The organism is Nonomuraea roseoviolacea subsp. carminata, assembly GCF_024172185.1.
Taxonomy (GTDB): domain Bacteria; phylum Actinomycetota; class Actinomycetes; order Streptosporangiales; family Streptosporangiaceae; genus Nonomuraea; species Nonomuraea roseoviolacea.
The window spans coordinates 7,848,880-7,874,867 of the sequence record NZ_JAMZEC010000001.1 but is presented as its reverse complement, the minus strand read 5'-3'; the positions used below and the strand labels follow the sequence as shown (position 1 = coordinate 7,874,867).

Here is a 25,988-nt window from a genome sequence, read left to right as displayed (position 1 = left end):
ATGGTTTGCCGCGCCCCCGTACGCGGTACAGCACTACAGACAGTGACCGCACGGACACTGATCGGCGACGCCAGGCCGACGAGGCCGTGACGGCCGGCAAGGGGGCTCGGGGCCATGACCACAACCAGACCGGACACCGCGGTGGACGAGGTGCACATCCTGTGGACCTCCGAGGGCATGAGCTGCGACGGCGACACCGTGTCGGTCACGGCCGCCTCGCTGCCGAGCATCGAGGACGTCCTGCTCGGGCTCGTGCCCGGGCTGCCCAAGGTCCACCTGCACAACAAGGTGCTGGCGAAGGAGACCGGCGCCGAGTTCATGGCGGCCTTCCACCAGGCGGCGGCCGGGCAGCTCGGGCCGTACATCTTCGTGGTCGAGGGGTCCATCCCCAACGAGAAGATCAACGGCGACGGCTTCTGGACGTCGATGGGCAACGACCCGGCCACCGGGCAGCCCATCACGGTCAACCAGTGGATCGACCGGCTCGCGCCCGGCGCGTGGGCCGTGGTCGCCATCGGCACGTGCGCCACGTACGGCGGCATCCACGCCATGGCGGGCAACCCGACCGGGTGCATGGGGCTCGGCGACTACCTGGGCGCCGACTTCCGCTCCGCGGGCGGCCTGCCCATCGTCAACGTGCCGGGCTGCCCGGTGCAGCCGGACAACTTCATGGAGACCCTGACCTGGCTGCTGTACCAGGCGGCCGGTCTCGCGCCGATGATCCCGCTCGACCGGCAGCTCCGGCCGACGTGGCTGTTCGGCAAGACAGTCCACGAGGGCTGCGACCGGGCCGGCTACTACGAGCAGGGCGACTTCGCCCGCGACTACAACTCGCCCAAGTGCCAGGTCAAGATCGGCTGCTGGGGTCCCGTCGTCAACTGCAACGTCACCAAGCGCGGCTGGATGGACGGGATCGGCGGCTGCCCCAACGTGGGCGGCATCTGCATCGGCTGCACGATGCCCGGCTTCCCGGACAAGTTCATGCCGTTCATGGACCAGCCGCCCGGCGCGTCCGTCTCCTCCGGCACGGCCGGCGTCTACGGCGCGATGATCCGCCGCCTGCGGGCCATCACCAACAAGACGGCCAACAAAGAGCCGAAGTGGCGTCACAACGAGGACAAGCTGACCAGCGGATACGACCCCCGGTGGCCGGGGCTGGAAGGGGGATCGTCGAGGTGACGACCAAGGCAGAGCAGGCCCAGGAGACCCGCCAGCTGGTGGACATGTCCTGGGACCCGATCACCAGGATCATCGGCAACCTGGGCATCTACACCAAGATCGACTTCGAGAACAGGGAGGTCGTGGAGTGCAGGAGCACCTCGTCCCTGTTCCGTGGCTACAGCGTGTTCATGAAGGGCAAGGACCCGCGCGACGCGCACTTCATCACCAGCCGCATCTGCGGCATCTGCGGTGACAACCACGCGGTCTGCTCGATCTACGCGCAGAACATGGCGTACGGCATCAAGCCCCCGCCCCTCGCCGACTGGATCATCAACCTCGGCGAGGCCGCCGAGTACATGTTCGACCACACCCTCTTCCAGGACAACCTGGTCTTCGTCGACTACTGCGAGCAGATGGTCAAGGAGACCAACCCGAGCATGCTGCGCCGCGCCGAGACCACCGAGGCGCCCCGCGGCCACCTGCACGGCTACCGCACCATCGCCGACATCATGCGCGCCTTCAACCCGTTCACCGGCGCGATGTACAAGGAGGCGCTGCAGGTCAGCCGGCTGACCCGGGAGATGTGCTGCCTCATGGAGGGCCGGCACGTGCACCCCTCGACCCTCTACCCGGGCGGCGTCGGCACGGTCGCCACGCCCCAGGTGTTCACCGACTACCTCGTGCGGCTGGTGCGGGCGCTCGACTTCGTCAAGCGGGCCGTCCCGATGAACGACGACGTCTTCGACTTCTTCTACCAGGCGCTGCCCGGCTACGAGGAGGTCGGCCGGCGGCGGGTGCTGCTCGGCTGCTGGGGCGCCTTCCAGGACCCCAACGTCTGCGACTACGACTACCGGCACATGGACGAGTGGGGCCGGGCCATGTTCGTCACGCCCGGGATCGTGGTGGACGGCGAGCTGATCACCACCAACCTCGTCGACATCAACCTCGGCATCCGGATCCTGCTCGGCAGCTCGTACTACGACGACTGGCAGAACGAGGAGAAGTTCGTCACCCACGACCCGCTCGGCAACCCGGTCGACCAGCGCCACCCGTGGAACCAGACGACGCTGCCCAAGCCGCAGAAGCGCGACCTGCAGGGCGGCAACTACAGCTGGGTGATGAGCCCCCGCTGGCACGACCGGCGCACCGGCGACCACCTGGCGCTCGACACCGGCGGCGGGCCGCTGGCCCGGCTGTGGACCACGGCGCTGGCCGGGCTGGTCGACGCGGGCGGCGTCCGCGCCACCGGGCACAGCGTGGAGATCAACCTGCCGAAGTCCGGCTCCATGCCGGAGATGCGGCTGGAGTGGCACGTGCCGAAGTGGGCCAACACGATCGAGCGCAACCGGGCCCGCATGTACTTCGTCGCCTACGCCGCCGCGCTGGCCTTCCACTTCGTCGACGAGGCGCTCAACGACGTCCGGGCCGGGCGCACCAAGGTCTTCACCGACTTCGACGTGCCGGACGAGGCGATCGGCTGCGGCTTCCACGAGGCCGTGCGGGGCGTCCTGTCGCACCACATGGTGATCCGCAACGGGAAGATCGCCAATTACCACCCGTACCCGCCCACGCCGTGGAACGCCAGCCCGCGCGACGTCTACGGCACCCCGGGGCCGTACGAGGACGCCGTGCAGGGCCTGCCCATCTTCGAGGAGAACGGCCCCGAGAACTTCAAGGGCATCGACATCATGCGGACCGTCCGCAGCTTCGACCCGTGCCTGCCCTGCGGCGTGCACATGTACGTCGGCGGCGGCAAGGTGCTGCGGCAGGTCCACTCCCCCACCCTCGGCACGAGCGTCACGGGCTGAGCCGCGATGGACGACCACGAGGTGACCGAGCGGGTGCGCCGCGTCGAGGAGCTCCTCGAAGGCGGCGCCGACCCGCGGGCCGTCGAGCTCGCCGAGGCGCTGCTCGACCTGTACGGCGAGGCGCTCGCGCGGGTGATGGCGGTCGCCGCGGCGGCCGGCGGCGGCCTGCCGGAGCGGATCGCCGCCGACGACCTGGTCGCGCACCTGCTGCTGCTGCACAACCTGCACCCGCTGGACGCGGCGACCCGCATCCGCCACGCGCTGGACGGGGCCCGCGACCGGCTCGGCGGCGCGCGGGTCGAGGTCGTCGCGGTCGAGGAGGACACGGTGCGGCTGCTGCTGCGCCCGGCTCCCGGGGCGAAGGGCGGGTGCGGCTCCACGGCGGCGCGGGCGCGCTCGGCCGTGGAGCAGGCGGTGCGGGACGCGGCGCCCGAGTTCGAGCGGGTGGTGGTCGAGGAGGAGGCCCCGGCCGCGCCGGAGCCGGTGGTGATCCCCGTGGAGAGCCTGCTCCGGGCGCCGGGGACGCGGGCGTGAGGCGGCCGCGATGAGCGCCCCGGCCGGTGGGCGGTACCCGGGCCGTGTGCAGGACCCGGGCCGTGTGCAGGACCCGGACGGTGGGCGGGACACGGGTAGCGCGCTGCGCAGGCTCATCGCCCGCGCGGGCGCGGCCCCCGGAGCTCCGCGCCCTGCGCCGCGAGCGCTTCCCGGGGCCGGCGGTGTCGCGGAATCGAGGCTCCCCGGGGCCGGCGCGGATTCGACGCCCTCCGAGGCCGGCGGTGCCGCGGAGCCGAAGGAGTCCTGCGAGCTGTGCGCCGCGCCGCTCGACGCGCCGCACCGCCACCTGCTCGACCTGGCGGCCCGCGAGCTGCGCTGCGCCTGCCGTCCCTGCTCGGTGCTGTTCGCCGAGCCGCGCGAGGCCCCGTCCACGGCCGAGGGCGGCGGGCGCTACCGGCTGGTGCCGGACCGCCGGTGGCTGCTCGACGGTTTCGACCTGGACGACGCCACGTGGGCCGAGCTGGGCATCCCGGTGCGGATGGCGTTCCTCTTCCACGACACGGCGGCCGGCCGCACCGTCCTGTTCTACCCGAGCCCCGGCGGCCCGGTGGAGTCGCCGCTGGAGCCGTCCCTGTGGCGGCGGCTGGAGGAGGCCAACCCCGTGCTGCGGCGGCTGACGCCCGACGTCGAGGCGTTGCTCGTCAACCGGACCGGCGAGGCCGCGGAGCACTGGATCGTGCCGGTGGACGACTGCTACCGCCTGGTCGGCCTGCTCCGCACCCACTGGAAGGGGCTGGCCGGCGGCCCGCGCGTCTGGGACGCGGTCGGCGGCTTCTTCACCGAGCTACGCCAGGGGTCGGCGACCGTGACCCCGGCCGGACACCCGACGCACATCCGAGGGGGAACGCGATGAGCAGCACGAGCGAGACGCAGATCAAAACCGGACGGCCCCAGGTGCACCCGGACACGCCCTCGCACATCGACGGCGTCAACGAGGGCAACTCCGTCGGCCACTACGAGAGCCAGGTCGGGCACCTCATCGACGGCCGCTCGACCGCCGCCCGCTCCACCGGCATCAACGCCGCCGACCGCGACCCCATCATGCCCGGCATGCCGAACCTCTCCCCCGCCTGAGCCGTGCGCGAGACGACAGCGCCGAAGGACGGGGCGGCGACCGATGCCGCCCCGTCCCTGCGCATCACGGTCGAGGGCGTCCAGGCGGCCGAGTTCGCGGCCGTGCCGACGCTGGAGTTCGCGCTGCGGATCGCCGCCGCCGACGGGGTGGAGGTGCGCTCGGTCGTCCTGGAGACGCAGCTGCGCATCGCCGTCACCCGCCGCGGCTACGACGAGGCGTGCCGCGAACGCCTCGCCGACCTGTTCGGGCCGCCCGAGCTGTGGGGACGCAGACCGGCCAGCCTGCTGTGGGCACAGCACGTCACGCAGCTCCCGGCCTTCACCGGGGAGACGACCGCGCCGCTCCGGGTGCCCTGCACCTACGACTTCGACGTGGCCGCCGCCAAGTACCTCGACGGCGTGCGCGACGGCGCGATCCCGCTGGAGTTCCTCTTCAGCGGCACGGTGTTCGCCCTGGCCGGCGGCATGCTGCGGGCCACGCGGATCCCGTGGGACACCGAGGCCGGCTTCCGCATGCCGGCCGCCACCTGGCGGGACCTCATGGACCGCCACTTCCCGGGCGCGGCGTGGCTGCGCCTGGGCCGTGACACCTTCGACCGGCTGCACGCCTACCGGACCCGCAACGCGCTGCCGGGCTGGGACGCCGTGGTCGAGTCGCTGCTGAAGGCGGGAGCCGATGGACGAGCCGATGGACGATGAGGACGGGCGGCCGCCCGCGGACGAGGTGCGGCGGATCGCGCGGGCCGTGCTGTACGAGGGCTACCTGCTGTGGCCGTACCGGCAGTCGGCGCTGAAGAACCGGCACCGCTGGACGATCGGCGGCGTCCACCCCGAGCCCTACGGGCGCGAGCACGACGGCCACCCGTGGCTCATGCGCACCCAGTGCCTCGTGGAGGCCGACGCGGGCGCGCGCGTGGACGTGCGGGTGCGCTACCTGCACGTCCTCGTACGGGAGCCCGCCCTGGTGCGCGACGGCCTCGCCGAACCCGTACCGGAGCTGGTCACCGGCGGCCTGCGGATCGTGCCCCGGGAGGAGGCGACCGAGCGGGAGACGGCGGCGTGCGGCCTGGCCCTGGAGGACCTGGCGCGGCGGCCGGTCCGCGCGGCGATCGAGGTGCCCGCGGGACAGGAGATCGAGCCGCTGCCGGACACCGTCCCGGTCGAGGACGGCAGGCCGATAGGCGCGGTGGTGCGGCACTGGGAGGGGCTGCGCGGCCACGTCGAGGTGAGCGCCGAGCCGCTGGGGCCGGGCCTCTTCCGGCTGACCGCCGACGTGGTCAACACGACCCCGTGGCCCGGCGGCAGCCGTAGCGACCTGATGCGGCGCACGCTGGTGTCGGCGCACACCGCGCTGCACGCGCGCGACGGGCGGTTCGTCTCGCTCATGGACCCGCCCGAGGAGCTGCGCGAGCACGCGGAGGGCTGCCGCGGCCTCGGCGCCTGGCCGGTCCTCGTCGGCGAGGAGGGCGAGCGGCACACGATGCTGTCGGCGCCGATCATCCTGTACGACCACCCGCGGATCTCGCCGGAGAGCCCCGGCGACCTGTTCGACGCGACGGAGATCGACCAGCTCCTGACGTTGTGCGTGCTGGCGCTCGGCGAGGAGGAGCAGCGGGAGATCCGCGAGGGCGACCCGCGCGGCCGGGAGATCCTGGAGCGCTGCGCCGGGCTCACGGCCGAGCAGCTCATGCGCCTGCACGGCGTCCTGCGCAGGGACGAGGCATGAACGGCGAGTACCCCGGCCCCGGGGGCGACCGCATGGTCGGCCTGGGGTTCTGGGCGCGGATGGAGCGGCGCGGGCCCGGCGTGGTGACGGTCGCCGGGCGGGCCGTGCGCGCCGGCAGCCGGGTCCGGCTGCGGCCCTCCCCGATGAAGCGGACCGACATCATGGACCTGGTCCTGGACGGCCGCGTCGCCGTCGTCGAGTCCGTCGAGCAGGACGACGAGGGCGCCTTCCACGTCGCGGTCACGCTCGACGACGACCCGGGCCGCGACCTCGGCGAGGCGCGGATGCCCGGGCACCGCTTCTTCTACGCGGCCGACGAGATCGAGCCGCTGGACGAGCGGGACGGGGCGGCCCCGGCCGCCCGGATCCTGGTCGCGGGCATCGGCAACGTCTTCTTCGGCGACGACGGGTTCGGCGTCGAGGTGGCCCGCCGGCTCTCGGCGCTGCCCTTGCCGGCCGGCGTGGACGTGGTGGACTTCGGCATCCGCGGCATGGACCTCGCGTACGCACTGCAACGGGACTACGACCTCGCGATCCTCGTGGACGCCGCGCCCCGCGGTCAGGCTCCCGGCACGCTGACGGTGCTGGAGCCGGACCTGTCCCCGGACGCGGGAGCGGGCGCGGGCGACGGCGCGGCACGGCCCGCCGCGCAGGCGGACGGCCACGGCATGGACCCGGTCAAGGTGCTCCGCCTCGCCGCGGAGCTCGGGCGGCTGCCCGGCCGGGTGGTCGTCGTCTGCTGCGAGCCCGCCGTCGCGCCGTCCGGCGAGCCGGACGAGGACGTGCTGGTGGAGCTGAGCGCGCCCGTGCGGGAGGCGGCCGGCCATGCCGTCCGTCTGGTGATGGACATGATTGCGGAAAACGCCGGGCCCGCCTCCCGGCCTCCGCATCCGGAAGGAGGTGACATGGCATGAGAAAGAGACACGTTGCGGCACTGATCGCGATAGCCACGGTAAGCGCGGTCATCGTCCGCCAATGGCCGGAAATTCACCGGTACATAACGATGAAACGGATGTAGTGCCGTATGCACGAGATCGGAATGTGCGAGGGCCTGGTCGAGCTGCTGGAGCGGCGAGCCGGGGGCAGGCGGATCAGCGGCGCGCGGGTGCGGGTCGGCGTCCGCCACGCGGTCGTCGGGGAAGCGTTCGACCAGGCCTTCACGCTCGCCTCGGCGGGCACCGCCGCGCAGGACGCCGCCGTCGATCTCGTCGTGACGCCCGTCACCGTCACCTGCCGGGCCTGCGGCGCCCGCTGCGAGTCGCTGGACGTGCTGGCGGTCTGCCCGCCCTGCGGCAGCGACGACGTGGACGTCACCGGAGGCGACGAGCTGGTGCTGGAGTCGATCACCTTCGGGGAGGAGCCGGCCGATGTGCCTGGGCATCCCCGGTGAGCTCGTCGCCGCCGACGCCGACAACGCCGACCTCGCGGTGGTGGACGTCGCGGGCGTGCGCCGGCGCATCAACGTCGGCCTGCTCGCCGACGAGGACCTGAAGATCGGGGACTGGGTGCTGGTCCACGTGGGGTTCGCGCTGTCGAGGATCTCCGAGGAGGAGGCGCAGGCGGTGCTGGACTACCTGGAGGGGCTCGGCCCGGCCTACGACGACGAACTGGACGCGCTGCGCCAGTCGGACATCACGTGAGGGGGTCGCGTGCGGTTCGTCGATGAGTACCGCGACGCGGGCAGGGCTCGGGCACTGGCCGCCGACATCGCCGCCCGGTGCGAGCCGGGCCGCCGGTACACGTTCATGGAGGTGTGCGGAGGGCACACCCACACGATCTACAAGCACGGGCTGGAGGACCTGCTGCCGGAGCAGGTCGTGCTCGTGCACGGCCCCGGCTGCCCGGTGTGCGTGATCCCGATGGGGCGGGTGGACGACGCCATCCACATCGCGTCCCAGCCCGGCGTGATCATGACGTCGTTCGGCGACATGATGCGGGTGCCGGGCGGGAACGGCTCGTTCCTCGACGCCAAGGCCGCCGGCGCCGACATCCGCATGGTCTACTCGCCGCTCGACGCGCTCAAGATCGCCAGGGAGAACCCGGACCGGCGCGTCGTGTTCATGGCGATCGGCTTCGAGACCACGGCACCGTCCACGGCGATGACCGTGCTGCGGGCCGCGGCCGAGGGCGTGCGCAACTTCTCGGTCTTCTGCAACCACGTCCTCATCATCCCGGCGATCAAGGCCATCCTGGACTCGCCCGACCTGCGGCTCGACGGCTTCATCGGCCCGGGCCACGTCTCGGCCGTGATCGGCTGCCGGCCGTACGACTTCATCGCCCGCGACTACGGCAAGCCGCTGGTCGTGGCGGGGTTCGAGCCGCTGGACATCCTGCAGTCCGTGCACATGCTGCTCGGGCAGCTCGCGGCGGGCCGCTCGGAGGTGGCCAACCAGTACGCGCGGGTGGTGCCCTGGGAGGGCAACCGCACGGCCATGGCGGCCATCGGGCAGGTGATGCGGATGCGGGCGCACTTCGAGTGGCGCGGGCTCGGCTTCATCTCGCACTCGGCGATGGCGCTGTCCGACGCGTACGCGGAGTTCGACGCCGAGCGGATCTTTGACCTGCCCGGCCTGCGCGTGGCCGACCCCAAGGCGTGCCAGTGCGGCGAGGTGCTCAAGGGCGTGCTCAAGCCGTGGGAGTGCAAGGTGTTCGGCACGGCCTGCACGCCGGAGACGCCCATCGGCACGTGCATGGTGTCCTCGGAGGGCGCCTGCGCCGCGTACTACAACTTCGGCCGCTTCAGCCGCGAACGGGTGAGGGAGGCGACGCTGTCGTGACCGCCGAGACGAAGGGCCCGCCCGACGGGTCCGCGCCGCCTGACGGGTCCGCGCCGCCCGCCGGAGTGGCCCTCGACGAGGACGCGCCGCCCGCTCCCGGGACGCCGCTGCGTGACCGTGAGCAGCAGGTGCTCGACCGGATCGCGCGGGCCAGGCGGCGCCGGCCGGTGGTCAGGGAGGAGCGGATCACGCTCGCCCACGGCTCGGGCGGCAAGGCCACGCAGACGCTCATCCAGGCGGTCTTCCTGGAGGCGTTCCGCAACCCGCGCCTCGCGCCCTTGGAAGACGGGGCGACGCTGGCGCTGGACGGCGCGCGGACCGCGTTCACGACCGACGCGTTCGTGGTGTCGCCGCTGTTCTTCCCCGGGGGCGACATCGGCGACCTCGCGGTCAACGGCACGGTCAACGACCTGGCGATGTGCGGGGCCCGTCCGGCGTACCTGTCGGCGGGCTTCATCCTGGAGGAGGGCTTCCCGGTCGCCGACCTGCGGCGGATCACCGCGTCGATGGCCGCCGCCGCGGCCGCGGCCGGGGTGGAGATCGTCACCGGCGACACCAAGGTCGTCCAGCGGGGCAAGGCCGACGGCTGTTACGTCACGACCGCGGGCGTCGGGGTCCTGGAGCGGCCCGTGGAGCTGTCGGTCGCGCGGGCGCGGCCGGGTGACGCGGTCGTCGTGTCCGGGCCGATCGGGGAGCACGGCGCAGCGATCATGCTGGCGCGCGGCGACTTCGGCATCGAGGCGCCGCTCGTCTCCGACACCGCGCCGCTGCACGGGATCGCGGGCGCGCTGCTGGACGCCCTGCCGCCGGGCGGGGTGCGGGCGCTGCGCGACGCCACGCGCGGCGGGGTCGCCACCATCCTCAACGAGGTGGCGGTCGCCTCCGGCGTGTGCGTGGTGGCGGAGGAGGAGGCGCTGCCCGTGCGCCGCGAGGTGACCGGGGTGTGCGAGCTGCTCGGCATCGACCCGCTGTACGTGGCGTGCGAGGGCCGGTTCGTGGCGGTGGTGGACGGGGAGCACGCGGAGCGCGCGGTCGAGGTGCTGCGCGGGCATCCGCTCGGCGCGGGGGCGGCGGTGATCGGCACCGTGCGGGACGACCCGCCGGGGCTCGTCCTGCTGCGCACGGCGTTCGGCGGCACCCGCATCGTGGACCTTCTCATAGGGGATCCGCTGCCCCGCATCTGCTGACGAGACGGGTCAGAGGGAGGCGGCCACGGCCGCCTGGCCGAGGCTGATCCCGCCGTCGTTGCACGGCACCCGGCGGTGCGTCAGCACGCGGAACCCCCCGGCGCGCAGCCCGTCGGCCACGCCGCCGAGCAGCAGCTCGTTGGCGAACACGCCGCCCGACAGCGCCACCGTCCCGATCCCGGCGGCCTCGGCGATCAGCCCGGCCGCCGTCACCACCGCCTCGGCCAGCCCGTGATGGAACCGCGCCGCGATCACCGGCGACGGCACGCCGCGCCGCAGGTCCTCCACGACGGCCCGTACCAGGTCGGTGCTCCTGATCACCACAGGGGCGGCCAGGGCACACGTCGCCCCGTGGCCGTCCTTGACCAGCCCCGGCGAGCCGGTGGCGCACCGGCCGCCGGCGAGCCGCGACCCCGCCCCTCCGGTCACGGTCACCGGGTAGCCGTCACGCACGGCCGGGTCGGCCAGGTGCTCCAGCCCCATGGCCGCCTGCCCCTCGTACGTGACCGCGTCCCGTACCCCCAGCAGCGCCGCCACCGCGTCGAACAGCCGCCCGGCGCTGGAGGTGAGCGGCGCGGCCGGGCCGCCGGCGGCGGCGAGCGCCGACACGGCCGGCCAGAGCCGGGCGTTGCGGCGGGCCACCGCGAGCCGGCCGGCCGGCTCCCCCGCCGCGGCCAGTCCCGCCGCGCCCACGTACGCCGCCGCCATGCGCCACGGCTGGCGGATGGCGCTCACGCCGCCCGGCAGCGGCACCCGCTCCAGGTGGCCGGCCCGCTCGTACCCCGACAGGCTCGCCACCAGCAGCTCCCCGCCCCAGATCGTGCCGTCGGGCCCGTGTCCGGTGCCGTCGAACGCGACCCCGACGACCGGACCCGCCTCGCCGTTGTCGGCCAGGCACGAGGCGATGTGGGCGTGGTGGTGCTGGACCGCTACGACGTCCACGCCGTCGAGCTCCAGCGCGTACTTCGTCGACAGGTACTCCGGGTGCGGGTCGTACGCGACGACCTCGGGCTCGACGCCGAGCAGCCGCCGCATCCGCTCGATCTCGCCGGTGTACGCGCGCAGCGCCAGATGGCCCTCCAGGTCGCCGAGGTGCTGCGACAGCACCGCGCGATGGCCCTGGCCGAGGCAGAAGGTGCTCTTCTGCTCGGCGCCGCAGGCCAGCACGGGCCGCCGGAACGGCCATGGCAGCGTGATCGCCTCGGGGGCGTACCCGCGCGACCTGCGCACCGGCGCCGGCGTGCCGCGGAAGACGCGCAGCACCGAGTCGTCGGCGGGGGCGTGGATGGGCCGGTCGTGGCACAGGAACGCGTCGGCGACGCCGCCCAGCCGCCGCAACGCGTCCTCGTCGTCGTGCGCGATCGGCTCGTCGGCCAGGTTGCCGCTGGTCAGCACGTACGGCCGGGCCAGCTCGCGGCAGAGCAGGTGGTGCAGCGGCGTGTACGGCAGCAGCACGCCCAGGTCGGGCCCGCCGGGCGCCACCGAGGGCGCGACCGGCGCGCCGGCCCGCCGGGGCAGCAGCACGATGGGCCGGGCCGGCCCGGTCAGCAGGGCGGCGGCGGCCTCGCCGACCTCGCAGAGCTCCCGGGCGGCGGCCAGGTCCGCGGCCATGACCGCGAACGCCTTGTCCGGCCGCCGCTTGCGCGCCCGCAGGGCGGCGACCGCGTCCTCGGAGGCGGCGTCGGCCGCCAGGTGGTAGCCGCCGAGCCCCTTGACGGCCACGACGGCGCCCGCCGCGACCAGGGCCGCCGCCTCCGTGAGCGGGTCGCCGGGCAGCGGCGTGCCGTCCGGCGCGCGCAGCGCCAGCCGAGGGCCGCAGGCGGGGCAGCAGGTGGGCTGGGCGTGGAAGCGGCGGTCGGCCGGGTCGTGGTACTCGCGGGCGCAGGCGGCGCACAGGGCGAAGCCCGCCATCGTGGTGACGGCCCGGTCGTACGGCACGGCCGTGATGATCGTGAAGCGGGGCCCGCAGTTGACGCAGTTGACGAACGGGTACCGGAAGCGGCGGTCGGCCGGGTCGAACAGCTCGGCCAGGCAGTCGTCGCAGGTGGCGACGTCCGGCGGGACGAGCGCCCGGCCGGGGCCGCCGGCGACGCTGGGCACGATGCGGAAGCCGCCGTCCCCGGTCGGCGGGACGGCGGTGACGCTGACCCGCTCGACGACGGCCAGCACGGGGGCGCGCTCGCGCACCGCCTCCACCAGCGCGGCGACGGCCGAGGGCGGGCCCTCCGCCTCGATGAACACCCCGCCGCCGTCGTTGCCGACCAGCCCCGCCAGTCCGTACCGGGAGGCGAGGGCGTGCACGAACGGCCGGAAGCCCACCCCCTGGACGACGCCCTCGACCCGGATGAGGGAGCGCACCCGCCCGCTCACGTGCCCGCCCGCTCCCGCCCGGCCAGCTCGCGCAGGACGTGGCAGAGGGTCGTCTGCGCCTCCTGCACCCGGTGCACCGACGACGACGGGACGACGAACAGGTGGTCGGCCAGGCCCTCCTCGGCCATCCGGCCGCCGCCCGCCCCGGCCAGGCCGACCGTGACCATGCCGATGCGGCGGGCCTGCTCCAGGCCGCGCAGCACGTTGACGGACCCGCCGCTGGTGGACAGCGCCATCGCCACGTCGCCGGGACGGCCGAGCGCGGCGAGCTGCCGGGCGAAGACCACGTCGAAGGCGACGTCGTTGGCCAGCGCGGTCAACAGCGCGGCGTCGCCGGTCAGGCAGATCGCCGGGACACCCGGGCTCGTTCCGTGCGGCGTGCGGAACACCTGGGCGACGGCCTGGGCGTCGGTGCTGCTGCCGCCGTTGCCGAACGCGAACAGCGTGCCCCCGGCCCGGAAGGCCGCCGCCATGGCCGCGGCGCAGGCGGCGAGGGCGGGGCCGAGGCCGGCGAGCACCCGCAGGCGCAGCTCCAGGCTCTCGGCCGCCTTGGCCTCGGTGGAGCGGACGAGGTCCGTCCCGGCGTCGCCGTCGGGGGCGAGGAACGGGTAGAGCGCGCTCACGAGCCGTCACCGCCGCCCAGCACCGCGATGGCCTCCTTGGCGTGGACCAGGACGACGTCGCCGACCCGCGCCTGAACCAGGGCGACGCTGACCTCCTCGACGCCCTCGCCGGTGTCCACGAGGGCGAGCCCGCCCGGACGCAGCTCGGTGACGTGCACCGGCACGGCGGTGTCGGAGCACGTCACGCACGTGCCGCCGCCGGTGTCGCACGCGACCTGCGGCGGCGCTTCCTGCGGCGGCGCCTCCTCGGGCTCGTCCAGCACGACGTGGACCAGCTCCCAGAGCAGGTGGTAGGCCGTCATGTGCAGCTCCCGGGCGACGAGCGGATCGTCGCACCACGCGGTCAGCACGTGATCGGCCGCCACCGGACCGCAGGACCCCGCCTCCTCGGCGGCGCGGCCCGCTCCTCCCGGCGAGGTCGCGGGCGGGCCTCCCGGCGATGTGGCGGGCGGGCCTCCCGGTGAGGTGGCCGGTGAGGCGGCGGGCGGGGCGGCCGTCAGGGCGACGGTGAGCATGCCCAGCTCGCGGGCCGCCGCGAGCCCCTCCCGCACGCGACGGTCGTCCTCACCAGTGAGCACGCCGAGCGCGATGTCCCCCGGCCGGCCGAACGTCCTGACCTGGGCGGCGAACCCCGCCCCGGGCCCGTTCCCCCCGGCGGGGCCGCCGAGCGCCGCCGCGTCCCCCGCCAGCGAGATCGCCGGCAGCGCCCGCTTGCCCACGATCACCGGATGGGTGAACTCCACGGCCACGTGCCCCGCGTCGGCCGCCGCCGCGCCGTCGCCGAACGTGACGAGCCGGCCTCCGCGGCGGAAGCGCGCCGCCATGCCCCGCGCCGCGGCGGCGATCGACCCGGCGTCGCGGGCCAGTGCCCGGCCGGGCGCGGTCCGGCGCGCGGCGGCCCGCTCCAGCAGGTTCTCGGGTGTCCCCGGTTCGATGGCCATGCGCGTCCCCCGTGGTGGTGCCTCAGCAGACATGCTCATCGGCGCCGCGACGCGGCCGGGGCGTGCGCGTGCCCGCGTCGCGTCAATGTTGGGACAGGTTTCGGCCGCGCGAGCAGGTCGCGGCGGACGACGCCGTGCGCTCACCCCATCCGCGGGATGGACTTGTACTCCAGGTAGCCGTCGAGCCCTTCCGGGCCGAGCTCGCGTCCCATGCCGCTGGCCTTGAAGCCGCCGAACGGCGCGACCGGGTCGAGGAGGAAGCCGTTGACCGCGCACACCCCGGTGCGCACCCGCCGCGCGACGGCCAGGCCGCGCTCGGCGTCCCTGGTCCACACCGAGCCGCCGAGGCCGTACTCGCTGTCGTTGGCCAGCCGGATCGCGTCCTCCTCGTCCTCGTACGGGATGACGACGAGGACCGGGCCGAAGATCTCCTCGCGGGCCACGCGCATGGTGTTGTCGCCCAGGAAGACGGTGGGCTCGACGTACCAGCCGCGCTCGAAGCCCCGGCGACCGCCGCCGGCGACGAGCTTGGCGCCCTCCTCCTGGCCCAGGCGGATGTAGCCCTCGACCTTGTCGCGCTGGCGCGCGGTGGCCAGGGGGCCGAGCTCGGTTGCGGGGTCGAAGGGGTCGCCCATCCGCATCGCCCGGCACGCCTCCGACAGGCGGTCCAGCACCTCCTGCACGCGGTCGCGCCGGACCAGCACCCGGGTCTGCGCGATGCAGCCCTGGCCGCTGATGATGAACGACGTCAACGGCAGCCAGCCGATGTAGGCGTCGAGGTCGGCGTCGTCCAGGAGGATGGCCGCGGACTTGCCGCCGAGCTCCAGGCTGCACCGCCTGAGCTGCTCGGCGCAGAGGGCGCCGATGCGCCGGCCCGCGGCGGTGGAGCCGGTGAAGGCCACCTTGTCCACGCCGGGGTGCCGGACCAGGTGCTCGCCGCTCTCGCGCCCGGCCGGGACGATGCCGACCACGCCCGGCGGCAGGCCGGCCTCGTCGACCAGCTCGGCCAGGATCTGCGCGTCGAGCGGCGTCTCGGGGGCCGGTTTGACGACGACCGCGCAGCCGGCGAGCAGGGCGGGCGCCATCTTGGTCATGGTGAGGAACTGCGGGGTGTTCCACGGCACGATGGCGGCCACGACGCCGACCGGCTCGCGCCGGACGGTGATGGGCGCGAACAGGCCCTGGCGCTCGCTCTCCACGACCAGCGAGTCGCCGAGCCCGGCGTAGTACGACAGCACGGCGTGGGCCATGGGGGCCTGGGCGAGCTGGGAGAAGGCCAGCGTGCAGCCCATCTCGGCGGTGATGGTCTCGGCCATCTCGGCTTGCCTGGCCTCGTACGCGGCGGCGAGCCGGCCCAGCGCCTCGCCCCGCTCCGCCGGTGACATGCGCGGCCACGGGCCGTCGTCGAACGCCTCCCTGGCCGCGGCGACGGCGCGGTCCATGTCGGCGGGCGACCCCTCGGGCGCCCTGCCGACGACCTCCTCGGTGTGGGGGGACACGACCTCGATGACCGCGCCCGTGGCCGGGTCCGTCCAGCCGCCTCCGATGTAGAGCTGGGTGTACTCGCGCACTTCCGCCTCTCCTCACGAAGAGGGGACTCGCGCCGGTCCCCGGTACTGATCCGACCAAACGCTTGCTTGAAATATGGCTACCGGGCGACAATACACCCACCTTGAAACAGGTTCTACCGAGAGCGGCCGGAATCCCGTCCGGAGAGGAACAGCCCATGCGCGCCGCAGTACTTCACGAGCCCGGTGCCGCCCTCGAACTGCGCGACGACGTCACCGTCGCCGGGCCCGACCCGGGCGAGGTCAGGGTCCGCGTCCGGGCCACCGGCGTCTGCCACTCCGACGTGTCGGCGCTCAAGGGCGTCCTGCCCGCCTCGCTGCCCGCGGTGCTCGGCCACGAGGCGGCGGGCGAGGTCGTCGAGACGGGCTCCCAGGTGAGCGGGCTCGCGCCGGGCGACCACGTGCTCCTGTCCTTCATCCCGCCCTGCGGCTCGTGCGCCGACTGCCTGGGCGGCCAGCCGTACCTGTGCATCACGTACGTCCTGGAGGGCTTCACCAAGCCGCGCTTCCGGCTCGGCGACGGCGCCCCGTGCTTCGGCTTCGGCGGGCTGGGCGCGTGGGCCGAGGAGCTCGTCGTCCCGGCCCAGGCCGTCGTCAGGATCGACCCGGACGTGCCGTTCGAGCTCGCGGCGCTGCTGAGCTGCGCGGTCGCGACCGGCGTCGGCGCGGTCATCAACACGGCCCGGGTCGAGGAGGGCGCCTCCGTCGTGGTCATCGGCGCGGGCGGCATCGGGCTGTCGGTCATCCAGGGGGCGCGGCTGGCCGGCGCGGCGACCATCCTGGCCGTGGACCCGATCGAGGCCAAGCACGAGGCGGCCAAGCGCTTCGGCGCCACCCACGCGACGACGCCGGAGCAGATGGAGGCGGTCAAGGGCCTGCTCACCGGCGGGCGCGGCTTCGACCACGCCTTCGAGGCCGTCGGCCGGTCGAGCACCGTCAAGGCCGCCTGGCAGGCCGCCCGGCGCGGCGGCGACGTGGTGGTCGTGGGTGCGGGCGCGGCGGACGACCAGGTCGAGATCGACGCCTTCTCGCTGCTGTTCGACGGCAAGAACATCCTGAGCTCCATCTACGGCTGCTCCGACCTGCGCCGCGACGCCCGGCGGTTCGTGGACCTGTGGCGGGCGGGGCGGCTGGACCTGGAGAGCCTCATCACCCGCCGCATCCGCTTCGAGGACCTGCCGGACGCGGTCCTGGCCCTGGACAAGGGCGGGGACGTGATCCGCCAGGTGGTGCTCTTCGACTGACGCGACCTTTCCGGGAGGGGAGGCCGCCCCGGCAGCTAGAACGAGTTCTACGCTGTCGCGGCGGCCTGCGCGGTCTCCCTCGCCCAGCGGTAGTCGGCCTTGCCGGCGGGTGAGCGCGTCATCCGCTCGACGAACGCGTACGTCCTCGGCACCTTGTAGCCGGACAGGCCGCGGCGGCAGTGGGCGTCCAGCTCCTCGGCCGTGGGCCGGGCACCCTCGCGGGGCTCGACGACCGCGGCGACGCGGCTGCCGAAGCGCTCGTCCGGGATGCCGGTGACCACCGCGTCGAAGACGTCCGGGTGGCCCTTCAGCACGGCCTCGACCTCCTCGGCGTACACCTTCTCGCCACCGGTGTTGATGCACTGCGAGCCGCGCCCGAGGACGGCGATCGCGCCGTCCTTCTCCACGGTCGCCATGTCGCCGGTGAGCAGCCACCGCACGCCCTCGGCGTCGGTGACGAAGGTGCGCGCGGTCTTGCCGGGGTCCTTCCAGTAGCCGAGCGCGATGGGGCCGCTCCTGGCGACCTGCCCGATGACGCCGGACCCCGGCTCGACCGGCCGCAGCCGCTCGTCGAGGACGGTGAGCCCGGGGTCGTTGGCCCGGTAGCGCAGGCCCTCCCCCGATGCGCCGCCGGCCACGCCGGAGGCGGTGTAGCCGGACTCGGTGGAGCCGAAGTTGTCGAGGATCGCCACGTTCGGCAGCAGCCCGGCCAGCCGCTCGCGCACCGGGGCGGACAGCAGCGCGCTGGTCGAGCTGATCACCAGCAGGGACGACACGTCGTGGTCGCCGGCGGCCAGCTCCTCGGCCAGCGGGCGGGCCATGGCGTCGCCGGTGATGTTGATCGTGTTGACCCGGTGGCGGGCGATGGCGCGCAGCACGTCGGCGGCGTCGAACCTGCGGACGTAGCAGACCGTCGCGCCGAGCCACCAGCCGATGAACGTGGCGACCTGCGCCGCGCCGTGGATCAGCGGCGCGACCGGCATCATCACCAGGGGGCCGCCGCCCGTCGCCGCCTCGACGAGCTGCTCCGGGGTCGCGGGGAAGGGCGCGTAGTTGTGCCAGAACGCCCTGAGCAGGTCCTCGACCCGCCACATCACGCCCTTGGGGAAGCCGGTGGTGCCGCCGGTGTAGATGACGAACAGGTCGTCGCCCGAGCGGGGCCCGGGGACGCGCGCCCCCGCCCGCCCCGAGCCGGCCCGCCCGGCCACCGCGTCCTCGTACCTGACCGCTCCGGGCACCGCCCCGCTCTCCACGCCCACCTCGATGAGCCGCCCCGGCCGTTCCGAATCCTCGCCGTCCCCGGCCAGGCCATGGGGCGGCGGGATGCGGGCGAGGGCCGGGGCCACCCGGCCGGCCAGCTCGCCGTCGTACAGCAGCGCCTTCAGCTCCGCGTCGGTGTAGAGGTAGACCAGCTCGTCCTCGACGTAGCGGTAGTTCACGTTGACCGGCACGGCGCGGATCTTGAGCGCGGCGAGGACGGCCGCGATGTGCTCGACGCAGTTGAACATCTGCAGGCCCACGTGGTCGCCCGGCCCGAGGCCGGCGTCGAGCAGGGCGTGGGCGAGCGCGTCGGCCTCGGCGTCGAGCTCGGCGTAGGTGAGCTCGCGGGGCGTGCCGAGCGCGTCGGGGCTGACGAGGGCCCGGCGCCCGCCCATCGCGTCCGCGAGGGCCTCGAACAGGTCGGCGTGGTTGAACTCCATCAGGGCACTCCCCCGTCCGGTGATCGCCATCGCGGGGAACGGGCCGCCGCAGAGCGGCGGCACCGCCGCGCAGCCGCAGACTAACCCTCACCCGCTTGCCTAGCAAGCGCTTGATTGGATTCCATCGGGACGCGGTCCGGCCCGGGCCGGACGACCCGCATGAGGGCCGCGGCGACGACCGTGGCGGCCAGCAGTCCCGCGCCCAGCAGGAACGCCCATCGGGCGGCGGCCACGTGCCCGGCGCCCGCCCAGCCGGACCCGGCGGCCAGGGCGCGCAGGTAGACGCCGCCCAGGACGGCGGTGCCGAGCGTCGAGCCGGCCTGCTGGACCGCGTTGAGCAGCCCGGCGGCCGACCCCGTCTCGTGCGGCCGGACGCGGGACAGGGCGGCGGTGAAGAACGGGGTGGTGAACAGCCCGTTGCCGGCGCCCGCGACGGCCAGGCCGGCCGCGACGATCCCGAGGGTCGCGGCGGTCGCGGACGGCCGGTAGGCGATCACGGTGACCGCCAGGCCGGTGAGCATGACGGCCGGCCCGGCGAACATCACCCGCCGCCCGTACCGGGGCACCAGGCTCGCGCCGGCCACCCAGGAGGCGAGCCCCATGGCCGCCGACCAGGGCAGCAGGGCGAGCCCGGCGGTCAGCACGTCCTGCCCGAGGCCGAGCTGGACCTCCAGGACGACCACCAGCGACAGGCCGTTCATCGCCGCGAAGAACAGGGCCGAGGTGGCCAGCGCGGCCGGGAAGCCGCGGTCGCGGAACAGGCTCGCCTCCACCAGCCCGGCGCGCCCGGCCCGCGCCCGGCGGCGCTGCTGGAAGGCGAAGCCCACGAGGAGGGCGACGCCCGCGACGGCCATGGCCCAGCCCCGCGCCGGCCCGCCGGCGGCGTCCCCCTGGATGAGGGGGAAGACGACCAGGCCGGTGCCCAGCGCCGCGAGCACGGTCCCCGTCCCGTCGAGCCTGGGCCGCGCCGCCCCCGCGGACGCGGCCCGTGTGGTCCCGTCGGACGCCTTCCGCGTGGTCCCCCCGGACGCCTCGCGGGCCGCCTCATCCGGCGTCCTCCGGCCCGGCAGCAACGGGACGGCGGCGAGCACGGCGGCGGCGAGCGGCAGGTTGACCAGGAACGCCGCCCGCCACGACGACCCGAACAGGTCGGCGTGCGTGAGCACGGCGCCGAGGACGGGCCCGGCGACGGCCGCCAGCCCCATCACCGGCCCGATGCTCCCCATGGCCCTGGCCAGGTCGCGGCCGTCGAACATCGCCCGGATCAGCCCGATGGTCTGCGGGATGACCAGCGCCGCGGCGGCCCCCTGGACCGCGCGCAGGCCGACGAGCGTCCCCACGCCGGGCGCGAGGGCGCAGGCCGCCGACGCCAGCGCGAACCCGGCCACGCCCAGTGCGAACACCCGCCGCCGCCCGGCCAGGTCGCCCAGCCGGCCGCCGGTGATCAGCAGCACGGCGAACGGCAAGGTGTAGGCGGCGTTGAACCAGGGGATGGCGGAGGCGTCCCCGCCCAGGTCGGCGTGGACGACCGGCGCGGCGACCGTGACGATCGTCGCGTCCAGCAGGTTCATGGCCTCGGCGACCAGCAGCGCGACCAGCCCGGCCCAGCGCCGGCGGCGGGCCGGGTCGCCATGACGGAGGGTGTCGTGGCGGAGGCTGTCGGGGTGGAGGCTGTCGGGGTGGAGGCCGCCAGGGTGGGGGCCGCCAGGGTGGTGGGGCATCGCTCTCCCTCTTCCTTCCTCAGGTTTGCTCTCTTCGTGCGGGAACAGGGTCGGCCGGACATGCGAGGACCTTCCAGCCGAGCGACGCCAGGTGCGGATTTCCGCCATGAGCGGTCCGAATGTGAGGAATCCTGGTCATATGGATGACGTGGATCGCGCCCTGGTGCACGCCCTGCACATCGACGGCCGGGCCCCCTTCAGCCGGGTCGCCGAGGTCCTGGACGTGTCGCCGCAGACGGTGACGCGGCGCTACCGGCGGCTGCGCCGCGAGGCGGGGCTGCGCGTGGTGGGCCTGGCCGACCACGGCCGCTCCGGGCACACCCAGTGGGTGGTCCGCCTGAGCACGACCCCGGCCGCCGCCCGGCCCCTGGCGCACTCGCTGGCCCGCCGCGCCGACACCTCCTGGGTCAAGCTCACCTCCGGCGGCACGGAGATCTTCGCGATGGTCCACGCGCCCGACGCGACCAGCCCGCCCCTGCTCCACGACGTCCCCCGGCGGTCCGGCATCACCGCGGTCTCGGCCCACTGCGTGCTCCACACGTACCTGGGCGGGCCCGCCGCCTGGCACGGACGCCTCCAGACCCTCGACCCCGGGCAGCGGGAGCTGCTGCGCCCCGCCCTGCCGCCGGCCGTCGCCGGTCCGCCCCGGCTGACCGAGGGAGACCACGCGCTGATCGACGCGCTGCGCCACGACGGCCGGGCGCCCCACGCCGACCTGGCCGCCGTCACCGGCTGGTCCCAGGCCACGGTGGCGCGCCGCCTGGCCGACCTGCGCGCCCGCGGCGCCCTGTTCTTCGACGTGGAGATCGACGCCTCCGCGTACGGCGTCACGACCCAGGCCCTGCTGTGGATGGCGGTCGCGCCCGGCGACCTGGACCGGGTGGCCACCGCCCTGGCCGGCCACCACGAGCTGGCCACCGTCATCGCCACGACCGGGAGCACCAACCTGCTCGCCTGCGCGCTGTGCTCCGGCCCAGCCGACCTGCACCGGTACCTCGTCCACCGGCTCGGCGCCCTCGACGGCGTACGGACGCTGGAGACCGCTCCCGTCCACGCCACCCTCAAGGCGGCCGGCCACCTCCCCGCCGACGGGACGCGTTTGGCCCGGACAGGGTGGGCAGGTGCGTGAGGCAAGCAGCGGCGAGAGGCGAGGAGGTGCGGCATGGCCGAGCAGCAGGACGTGATCAGCGTGCTGGTGACCGACCACCGCGAGGTGGAGCAGATGTTCGCGGAGCTGGACACGATGATCGGCGCCATCGACGAGCGGCCGAAGACCCTGGCCGAGCAGGTCGTCATCGAGCTCGTCCGCCACTCGGTGGCCGAGGAGGCGTACCTGTACCCGGCGGTGCGCAAGTTCGTCGAGGGTGGCGACGAGCTGGCCGACCACGAGATCGCCGAGCACGCCGAGGCCGAGGAGACCATGAAGCGGCTGGAGGCGCTGGAGCCCGGCGACGAGGACTTCTGGCCGGTCATGGAGAAGCTGATGCGGGAGATTCGCCACCACGTCCAGGAGGAGGAGAACGACCTGTTCCCGAAGCTGCGGGCGTCCTGCCCCGCCGAGGAGCTCACCGAGCTGGGGGCCAAGGTCGAGCGGGCCAAGAAGGTGGCGCCCACCCGCCCCCATCCGTCCGCGCCGGACACGCCGCCGTTCAACAAGCTGCTGGCGCCCGGGGCGGGCCTGGTCGACCGCCTGAGGGACGCCCTCACCGGCCGCGGCAAGTCCTGACCTGACCGGCCCGGGGGGCACCCCCGGCCGGCACGTCCCGAACCGGGACATCTATAGTCCCGGTATGCACATGGGTGAAGGAGTCGAGTGGGGCCTGCACTGCTGCGTGACCCTGGCCTGGCTGCGTGAGGAGGGGCCGGTGTCGATCCGCCGGCTGGCCGCCTGGTTCGACCTGCCGCAGGAGTACCTGAAGAAGCGCCTGCAGGCCCTCACCCGGGCCGGCATCCTGGCCTCCACGCCGGGGGCCAGGGGCGGCTTCTCCCTGGCCCGGCCGCCGGAGCGGATCACGCTCATGGACGTCGTCACCGCCCTGCAGGGCCCGCTGGAGCCGTTCCGCTGCGACGAGATCCGGCAGCGGGGCGTGGGCGGCGAGGGCGCCGGGAGCGAGTTCGCCCGCCCGTGCGGGATCGCGACCGCGATGCGCCGCGCCGAGCTGGCCTGGCGGCGGGAGCTGGCCGCCCAGACGATCGCCGACCTGATGGCGCACGCCCCGGTGGGGGCCGAGCGCACCCGCCGCAACTACAGCCGCATGACCGGCTGACCCTCCTCAAGAAGCGCCACCGCCCCAGACCCTCGTCCCCGCAGAGAGGAAATCGGGATGTCTGATGTCCTGGTTACGTCCCCCCACGGCCTCCGCCGGACGCTGATCCTGGCGCTCGGCACGTTCGCCGTCGGCACCGACGCCTACGTCGTGGCCGGGTTTCTGCCGGCCATGGCCCGCTCCCTCGGCGTCTCCGAGAGCGCCGCCGGGCAGAGCGCCACCGCCTTCGCCGTCACCTACGCCGTGCTCTCCCCCGTCCTGGCCACGCTCACCTCCCGCGTCCCGCGCCGCCCGCTGCTGGTCGGCGCGCTGCTGCTCCTCGCGCTGGCCAACCTCGGCTCGGCGCTCGCGCCCGGCTACGCGGCGCTGATGGCCACGCGCGTGGCGGCCGCCGCCGGCGCGGCCGTCTTCACGCCGAACGCGGGGGCGGTCGCCGCCGCGCTGGTCGCGCCGGAGCGGCGGGCCCGCGCGCTGGCCGTGGTGGTGGGCGGCCTGACCGTCGCCACCGCCGTCGGCGTCCCCCTCGGCAACCTCGCGGGCCGGCTGCTGGACTGGCGCTCGGCCCTCGGGCTCGTGGCCGCGCTCTGCCTGCTCGCCGCGGCCGGGGTGCGCGCCGCCCTGCCGCCGCTGCCGGGCCACCCGCGGGTGCCGCTGCGCGAGCGCCTGGCGACCCTGCGCCGCCCCGGCGTGGTGGCCGTGCTGCCGCTGACCGCGCTCGGCCTGGCCGGCAGCTACGGGTTGTACGCGTACACCGTCCCGCTGCTGCGCGCCCTCGGCGCGGGACCGTCCGCGGAGACCTGGCTGCTGGTCGTGTACGGCGCCGGGGCGGTGGCCGGGAACGCCGTGGCGGGCACGGCGGTGGACCGGCGCGGCCCGATCCCGGTCCTCGCCACCGGGTACGCGGCGATCGCCCTCTCGCTGGCCGCACTCGCCGCGCTGGCCTCGCTCACCTCGGCCGGGCACGCCGGCGTGACGTGGCTCCCGCTGACCGCGCTGTTGATGGCGGCGTGGGGCGCGAGCACCTGGTCGCAGACCCCGGCGCAGCAGGTGCGGCTGATCGCGGCGGCGCCACGGGAGACCGCCGTGGTCGTCGGGCTCAACGCCTCCGCGATGTACGCGGGCATCGCCCTGGGGACCGCCCTCGGCGGCGCCCTGCTCCCCGCGGGCCCGGCCGTCGCGCTCGCCGTCCACGCCGCCCTGGCCGTGGCGTCCCTCGGGTACCTGCTCGCCACGCGCCGCCACCGCTGAACGCCCTATGATCTCGCCGTCGATCACCAGTGGCGCGGAAAAACGCCCGGCATTAGGTTTGTATGCCGACAGATGCAGACACATGAGGAGAATTTCGTGGCCGACGAGGCGCCTCTCCCCAGGATCGACATCACCAGGCCGCACCAGGCGCGGGTGTGGAATTACTGGCTGGGCGGAAAGGACAACTACCCGGTCGACCGCGAACTCGCCGCGCAACTGCGCGAGGTCTATCCGGGCATGGAGGACATCGCCCGGCACACCCGGGCGTTCCTGGGGCGTGCGGTGCGTTATCTCGCCGAAGAGGCAGGAATCCGGCAATTTCTGGATATCGGGACGGGGTTGCCGACCGTGGACAACACCCACGAGGTCGCGCAGCGGGTCGATCCGAGCTGCCGCATCGTGTACGTCGACAACGACCCCCTCGTGCTCGTCCACGCCCAGGCGCTGCTCACCAGCCACCCCCTCGGCGCCTGCGACTACATCGAGGCCGACGTGCGCGACCCGGACACGATCCTGGACTTCGCGGCCAAGACTCTGGACCTCACCCGGCCGACCGCGCTCATGCTCCTCGGCGTGATGGGCACGATCTTCGACGACGACCACGCGTACCGGCTGGTCGGGCACCTGATGGACGCGCTGGCCCCGGGCAGCTACCTGGTGTTCGAGGACGGCACCAACACGGTCAACCCCGACGCCGCCGCCGAGGCCGAGCGCCTGCGCGACGAGGGCAAGGTCTACTCCTACCGGCTGCGCACCCCCGGCGAGATCGGCCGGTTCTTCGACGGGCTGGAGCTGGTGGAGCCGGGCATCGTGTCGGTGTCGCGCTGGCGGGTCGAGGCGGGCGTGTTCGGCGTGCCGGACGAGGTGGACGCCTTCTGCGGCGTGGGCCGCAAGCCGTAGCCGGGCGTCCGGCCCCGCCCCGTCAGGCCATGTTCCGCCAGGCCATGTCCCGTCAGGCCATGGCGGCGGCGAGCATCCGCAGGATGGCCGGCGTCGCCGCCGAGGGCCGCGCGTGCAGCACGAGCTGGTCCAGCAGATGCTGGTACGGCAGGGCGTCCTGCCTGCGGGTGAGGTACTGCGCCCCGGCGATCTGCTCCAGGTAGACGACGTCGTCCAGCTCGGCGGGCGCGAAGCGCAGCACCGTGACCGGGCCGACGCCGCCGACGGGGCCGCCGGAGCTGAACGTGAGCACCTGGATCGTGACGTGCGGCAGCTCGGCCAGCGTCGCGAGGTGTTCGAGCTGGGCACGCATCGTCTCGGGCGGGGCCACCTCGCGGCGCAGGGCGCCCTCGTCGATCACCGCCCACACCTTGGGCGGGGCGGCCGACCTGAGGATCTGCTGGCGGCGCATGCGCACCTGGACCCGGCGCTCGACCTCCTCGACCGGCTCCCGCTCGCGTCCCTGCTGGATCACCGCGCGGGCGTAGTCCTCGGTCTGCAGCAGGCCGGGCACGTACTGGATCTCGTACGTGCGGATCAGCGAGGCGTCGCGCTCCAGCCCGAGGTAGTCCTCGAACCAGTAGGGCACCACGTCGCGGTAGTCCTGCCACCAGGCGGGGGCGTTGGCCTGCTCGGCCATCGCCAGCAGCGTCGCGCGCTCGGCCTCGTCCGCGCCGTACAGGGTGAGCAGGTCGGCCACGTCGCGCAGCTTGAACCCGGTCCGGCCGAGCTCCAGACGGCTGATCTTGGAGTGGGAGCCCCTGATGAGGTACCCGGCCTCCTCACGGCTGATGTTGCGCGCCTCCCGCAGCCGGCGCAGGTGCGCGCCGACCAGGATGCGCAGCGCGGTCGGCCCGGAATGGCGGGGAATTCTGCCCGGAATTCCGGTGTCCGGGACTCCGGCCACGTCGCCCCTGTCCCGAGCAGTCGACATAATGCTCCAAAATTAGCAAATCGCAGCAGTCAGACCGATCCATCCTGCCACGCCTTCGGGCCGCATGCCATTTCCCCGCCCACGCGCATTCCACCCCAATCCCCGCATCCGCCACGACTGTGCCATCGGCGAAATCGGACTTTTA

Annotated in this window: 26 protein-coding genes; 19 read left to right on the top strand and 7 right to left on the bottom strand. The window is 74.3% G+C overall.

What is annotated here, in order from left to right:
• The first annotated feature begins 114 nt into the window (after positions 1–114).
• The 13 genes from HD595_RS36585 to hypE all read left to right on the top strand — a co-directional run bounded on the left by HD595_RS36585 (position 115) and on the right by hypE (position 10,288).
• Complete coding sequence (locus tag HD595_RS36585) at positions 115–1,179, top strand: NADH-quinone oxidoreductase subunit B family protein (RefSeq protein WP_253777282.1); 1,065 nt, start codon at positions 115–117, stop codon at positions 1,177–1,179.
• Positions 1,176–2,969, top strand: a complete 1,794-nt coding sequence (locus HD595_RS36580) for a nickel-dependent hydrogenase large subunit (RefSeq protein ID WP_253777280.1) — start codon at positions 1,176–1,178, stop codon at positions 2,967–2,969. The genes HD595_RS36585 and HD595_RS36580 overlap by 4 nt, the downstream gene beginning before the upstream one ends.
• A 6-nt stretch (positions 2,970–2,975) precedes the next feature.
• The gene (locus HD595_RS36575) at positions 2,976–3,503 is read left to right on the top strand and encodes a NifU family protein (RefSeq protein WP_253777278.1); all 528 of its coding nucleotides are present in this window, start codon (positions 2,976–2,978) and stop codon (positions 3,501–3,503) included.
• 64 nt (positions 3,504–3,567) lie between these two features.
• Complete coding sequence (locus HD595_RS36570) at positions 3,568–4,377, top strand: DUF5947 family protein (RefSeq protein WP_253777276.1); 810 nt, start codon at positions 3,568–3,570, stop codon at positions 4,375–4,377.
• Positions 4,374–4,598 carry a hypothetical protein gene (locus tag HD595_RS36565; RefSeq protein ID WP_253777274.1) on the top strand — a complete coding sequence of 75 codons (225 nt, stop codon included), beginning with the start codon at positions 4,374–4,376 and terminating at the stop codon, positions 4,596–4,598. Before HD595_RS36570 ends, HD595_RS36565 begins: the two co-directional genes overlap by 4 nt.
• A 3-nt stretch (positions 4,599–4,601) precedes the next feature.
• Positions 4,602–5,297, top strand: a complete 696-nt coding sequence (locus HD595_RS36560; RefSeq protein WP_253777272.1) for a DUF6084 family protein — start codon at positions 4,602–4,604, stop codon at positions 5,295–5,297.
• Positions 5,287–6,324: a hypothetical protein gene (locus tag HD595_RS36555; RefSeq protein ID WP_253777270.1), complete on the top strand. Its 1,038-nt coding sequence runs from the start codon at positions 5,287–5,289 to the stop codon at positions 6,322–6,324. The genes HD595_RS36560 and HD595_RS36555 overlap by 11 nt, the downstream gene beginning before the upstream one ends.
• A complete protein-coding gene (locus HD595_RS36550) occupies positions 6,321–7,238 on the top strand; it encodes a hydrogenase maturation protease (protein WP_253777267.1) in 918 nt (305 codons plus the stop codon). Before HD595_RS36555 ends, HD595_RS36550 begins: the two co-directional genes overlap by 4 nt.
• On the top strand, positions 7,235–7,342 hold the full coding sequence (locus tag HD595_RS47315) for a DUF6893 family small protein (RefSeq protein ID WP_376768095.1): 108 nt from the start codon (positions 7,235–7,237) through the stop codon (positions 7,340–7,342). The genes HD595_RS36550 and HD595_RS47315 overlap by 4 nt, the downstream gene beginning before the upstream one ends.
• A gap of 6 nt (positions 7,343–7,348) precedes the next feature.
• Positions 7,349–7,714 (top strand): hydrogenase maturation nickel metallochaperone HypA/HybF, encoded by a 366-nt coding sequence (locus HD595_RS36545; protein ID WP_175589328.1) that lies wholly within the window; start codon positions 7,349–7,351, stop codon positions 7,712–7,714.
• A complete protein-coding gene (locus tag HD595_RS36540; protein ID WP_253777265.1) occupies positions 7,692–7,964 on the top strand; it encodes a HypC/HybG/HupF family hydrogenase formation chaperone in 273 nt (90 codons plus the stop codon). Before HD595_RS36545 ends, HD595_RS36540 begins: the two co-directional genes overlap by 23 nt.
• A gap of 9 nt (positions 7,965–7,973) precedes the next feature.
• Positions 7,974–9,101, top strand: a complete 1,128-nt coding sequence (hypD, locus tag HD595_RS36535) for a hydrogenase formation protein HypD (RefSeq protein WP_253777263.1) — start codon at positions 7,974–7,976, stop codon at positions 9,099–9,101.
• A complete protein-coding gene (gene hypE, locus HD595_RS36530) occupies positions 9,098–10,288 on the top strand; it encodes a hydrogenase expression/formation protein HypE (protein WP_308211308.1) in 1,191 nt (396 codons plus the stop codon). Before hypD ends, hypE begins: the two co-directional genes overlap by 4 nt.
• A 9-nt stretch (positions 10,289–10,297) precedes the next feature.
• Here hypE and hypF read toward each other — a convergent pair whose 3' ends face one another.
• From hypF to HD595_RS36510, 4 genes are all read right to left on the bottom strand, one after another.
• Entirely contained in the window at positions 10,298–12,658 is a 2,361-nt protein-coding gene (hypF, locus tag HD595_RS36525; protein WP_253777261.1) for a carbamoyltransferase HypF, read from the bottom strand.
• Positions 12,655–13,281, bottom strand: coding sequence for a D-sedoheptulose-7-phosphate isomerase (locus HD595_RS36520; RefSeq protein WP_253777259.1), 627 nt, complete (start codon positions 13,279–13,281; stop codon positions 12,655–12,657). Before HD595_RS36520 ends, hypF begins: the two co-directional genes overlap by 4 nt.
• Positions 13,278–14,222 carry an SIS domain-containing protein gene (locus HD595_RS36515; protein ID WP_253777256.1) on the bottom strand — a complete coding sequence of 315 codons (945 nt, stop codon included), beginning with the start codon at positions 14,220–14,222 and terminating at the stop codon, positions 13,278–13,280. Before HD595_RS36515 ends, HD595_RS36520 begins: the two co-directional genes overlap by 4 nt.
• Positions 14,223–14,362: 140 nt before the next feature.
• The gene (locus tag HD595_RS36510) at positions 14,363–15,793 is read right to left on the bottom strand and encodes an aldehyde dehydrogenase (protein WP_253777254.1); all 1,431 of its coding nucleotides are present in this window, start codon (positions 15,791–15,793) and stop codon (positions 14,363–14,365) included.
• Between the two features lie 155 nt (positions 15,794–15,948).
• Here HD595_RS36510 and HD595_RS36505 point away from each other — a divergent pair, with 155 nt between their 5' ends.
• Complete coding sequence (locus tag HD595_RS36505) at positions 15,949–17,034, top strand: Zn-dependent alcohol dehydrogenase (RefSeq protein WP_253777252.1); 1,086 nt, start codon at positions 15,949–15,951, stop codon at positions 17,032–17,034.
• 47 nt (positions 17,035–17,081) lie between these two features.
• Here the strand turns inward: HD595_RS36505 and HD595_RS36500 are convergent, their stop codons facing one another.
• Both HD595_RS36500 and HD595_RS36495 read right to left on the bottom strand, forming a co-directional pair.
• Positions 17,082–18,734 (bottom strand): acyl-CoA synthetase, encoded by a 1,653-nt coding sequence (locus HD595_RS36500; RefSeq protein WP_253777250.1) that lies wholly within the window; start codon positions 18,732–18,734, stop codon positions 17,082–17,084.
• Between the two features lie 80 nt (positions 18,735–18,814).
• Complete coding sequence (locus tag HD595_RS36495; protein ID WP_253777249.1) at positions 18,815–20,455, bottom strand: MFS transporter; 1,641 nt, start codon at positions 20,453–20,455, stop codon at positions 18,815–18,817.
• 139 nt (positions 20,456–20,594) lie between these two features.
• On the opposite strand from HD595_RS36495, the gene HD595_RS36490 reads away from it, so the two are divergent.
• From HD595_RS36490 to HD595_RS36470, 5 genes are all read left to right on the top strand, one after another.
• Complete coding sequence (locus HD595_RS36490) at positions 20,595–21,584, top strand: Lrp/AsnC family transcriptional regulator (RefSeq protein ID WP_253777247.1); 990 nt, start codon at positions 20,595–20,597, stop codon at positions 21,582–21,584.
• A gap of 33 nt (positions 21,585–21,617) precedes the next feature.
• On the top strand, positions 21,618–22,181 hold the full coding sequence (locus tag HD595_RS36485) for a hemerythrin domain-containing protein (protein ID WP_253777245.1): 564 nt from the start codon (positions 21,618–21,620) through the stop codon (positions 22,179–22,181).
• Positions 22,182–22,245: 64 nt separating this feature from the next.
• Complete coding sequence (locus tag HD595_RS36480) at positions 22,246–22,722, top strand: RrF2 family transcriptional regulator (protein WP_253777243.1); 477 nt, start codon at positions 22,246–22,248, stop codon at positions 22,720–22,722.
• Between the two features lie 57 nt (positions 22,723–22,779).
• Entirely contained in the window at positions 22,780–23,970 is a 1,191-nt protein-coding gene (locus tag HD595_RS36475) for an MFS transporter (RefSeq protein WP_253777241.1), read from the top strand.
• 96 nt (positions 23,971–24,066) lie between these two features.
• Positions 24,067–24,870 carry an SAM-dependent methyltransferase gene (locus tag HD595_RS36470; protein ID WP_308211305.1) on the top strand — a complete coding sequence of 268 codons (804 nt, stop codon included), beginning with the start codon at positions 24,067–24,069 and terminating at the stop codon, positions 24,868–24,870.
• Between the two features lie 52 nt (positions 24,871–24,922).
• Here the strand turns inward: HD595_RS36470 and HD595_RS36465 are convergent, their stop codons facing one another.
• Positions 24,923–25,843 (bottom strand): helix-turn-helix domain-containing protein, encoded by a 921-nt coding sequence (locus HD595_RS36465; protein ID WP_253777237.1) that lies wholly within the window; start codon positions 25,841–25,843, stop codon positions 24,923–24,925.
• Positions 25,844–25,988: the final 145 nt, after the last annotated feature.

Bases quoted from the DNA above. Each gene is read 5' to 3' on its own strand.
- HD595_RS36585 (WP_253777282.1), top strand. From the start codon at position 115: ATGACCACAACCAGACCGGACACCGCGGTGGACGAGGTGCACATCCTG.
- HD595_RS36575 (WP_253777278.1), top strand. From the start codon at position 2,976: ATGGACGACCACGAGGTGACCGAGCGGGTGCGCCGCGTCGAGGAGCTC.
- HD595_RS36565 (WP_253777274.1), top strand. From the start codon at position 4,374: ATGAGCAGCACGAGCGAGACGCAGATCAAAACCGGACGGCCCCAGGTG.
- HD595_RS36555 (WP_253777270.1), top strand. From the start codon at position 5,287: ATGGACGATGAGGACGGGCGGCCGCCCGCGGACGAGGTGCGGCGGATC.
- HD595_RS36550 (WP_253777267.1), top strand. From the start codon at position 6,321: ATGAACGGCGAGTACCCCGGCCCCGGGGGCGACCGCATGGTCGGCCTG.
- HD595_RS47315 (WP_376768095.1), top strand. From the start codon at position 7,235: ATGAGAAAGAGACACGTTGCGGCACTGATCGCGATAGCCACGGTAAGC.
- HD595_RS36545 (WP_175589328.1), top strand. From the start codon at position 7,349: ATGCACGAGATCGGAATGTGCGAGGGCCTGGTCGAGCTGCTGGAGCGG.
- HD595_RS36540 (WP_253777265.1), top strand. From the start codon at position 7,692: ATGTGCCTGGGCATCCCCGGTGAGCTCGTCGCCGCCGACGCCGACAAC.
- HD595_RS36515 (WP_253777256.1), bottom strand. From the start codon at position 14,222: ATGGCCATCGAACCGGGGACACCCGAGAACCTGCTGGAGCGGGCCGCC.
- HD595_RS36505 (WP_253777252.1), top strand. From the start codon at position 15,949: ATGCGCGCCGCAGTACTTCACGAGCCCGGTGCCGCCCTCGAACTGCGC.
- HD595_RS36500 (WP_253777250.1), bottom strand. From the start codon at position 18,734: ATGGAGTTCAACCACGCCGACCTGTTCGAGGCCCTCGCGGACGCGATG.
- HD595_RS36495 (WP_253777249.1), bottom strand. From the start codon at position 20,455: ATGCCCCACCACCCTGGCGGCCCCCACCCTGGCGGCCTCCACCCCGAC.
- HD595_RS36490 (WP_253777247.1), top strand. From the start codon at position 20,595: ATGGATGACGTGGATCGCGCCCTGGTGCACGCCCTGCACATCGACGGC.
- HD595_RS36485 (WP_253777245.1), top strand. From the start codon at position 21,618: ATGGCCGAGCAGCAGGACGTGATCAGCGTGCTGGTGACCGACCACCGC.
- HD595_RS36480 (WP_253777243.1), top strand. From the start codon at position 22,246: ATGCACATGGGTGAAGGAGTCGAGTGGGGCCTGCACTGCTGCGTGACC.
- HD595_RS36475 (WP_253777241.1), top strand. From the start codon at position 22,780: ATGTCTGATGTCCTGGTTACGTCCCCCCACGGCCTCCGCCGGACGCTG.
- HD595_RS36465 (WP_253777237.1), bottom strand. From the start codon at position 25,843: ATGTCGACTGCTCGGGACAGGGGCGACGTGGCCGGAGTCCCGGACACC.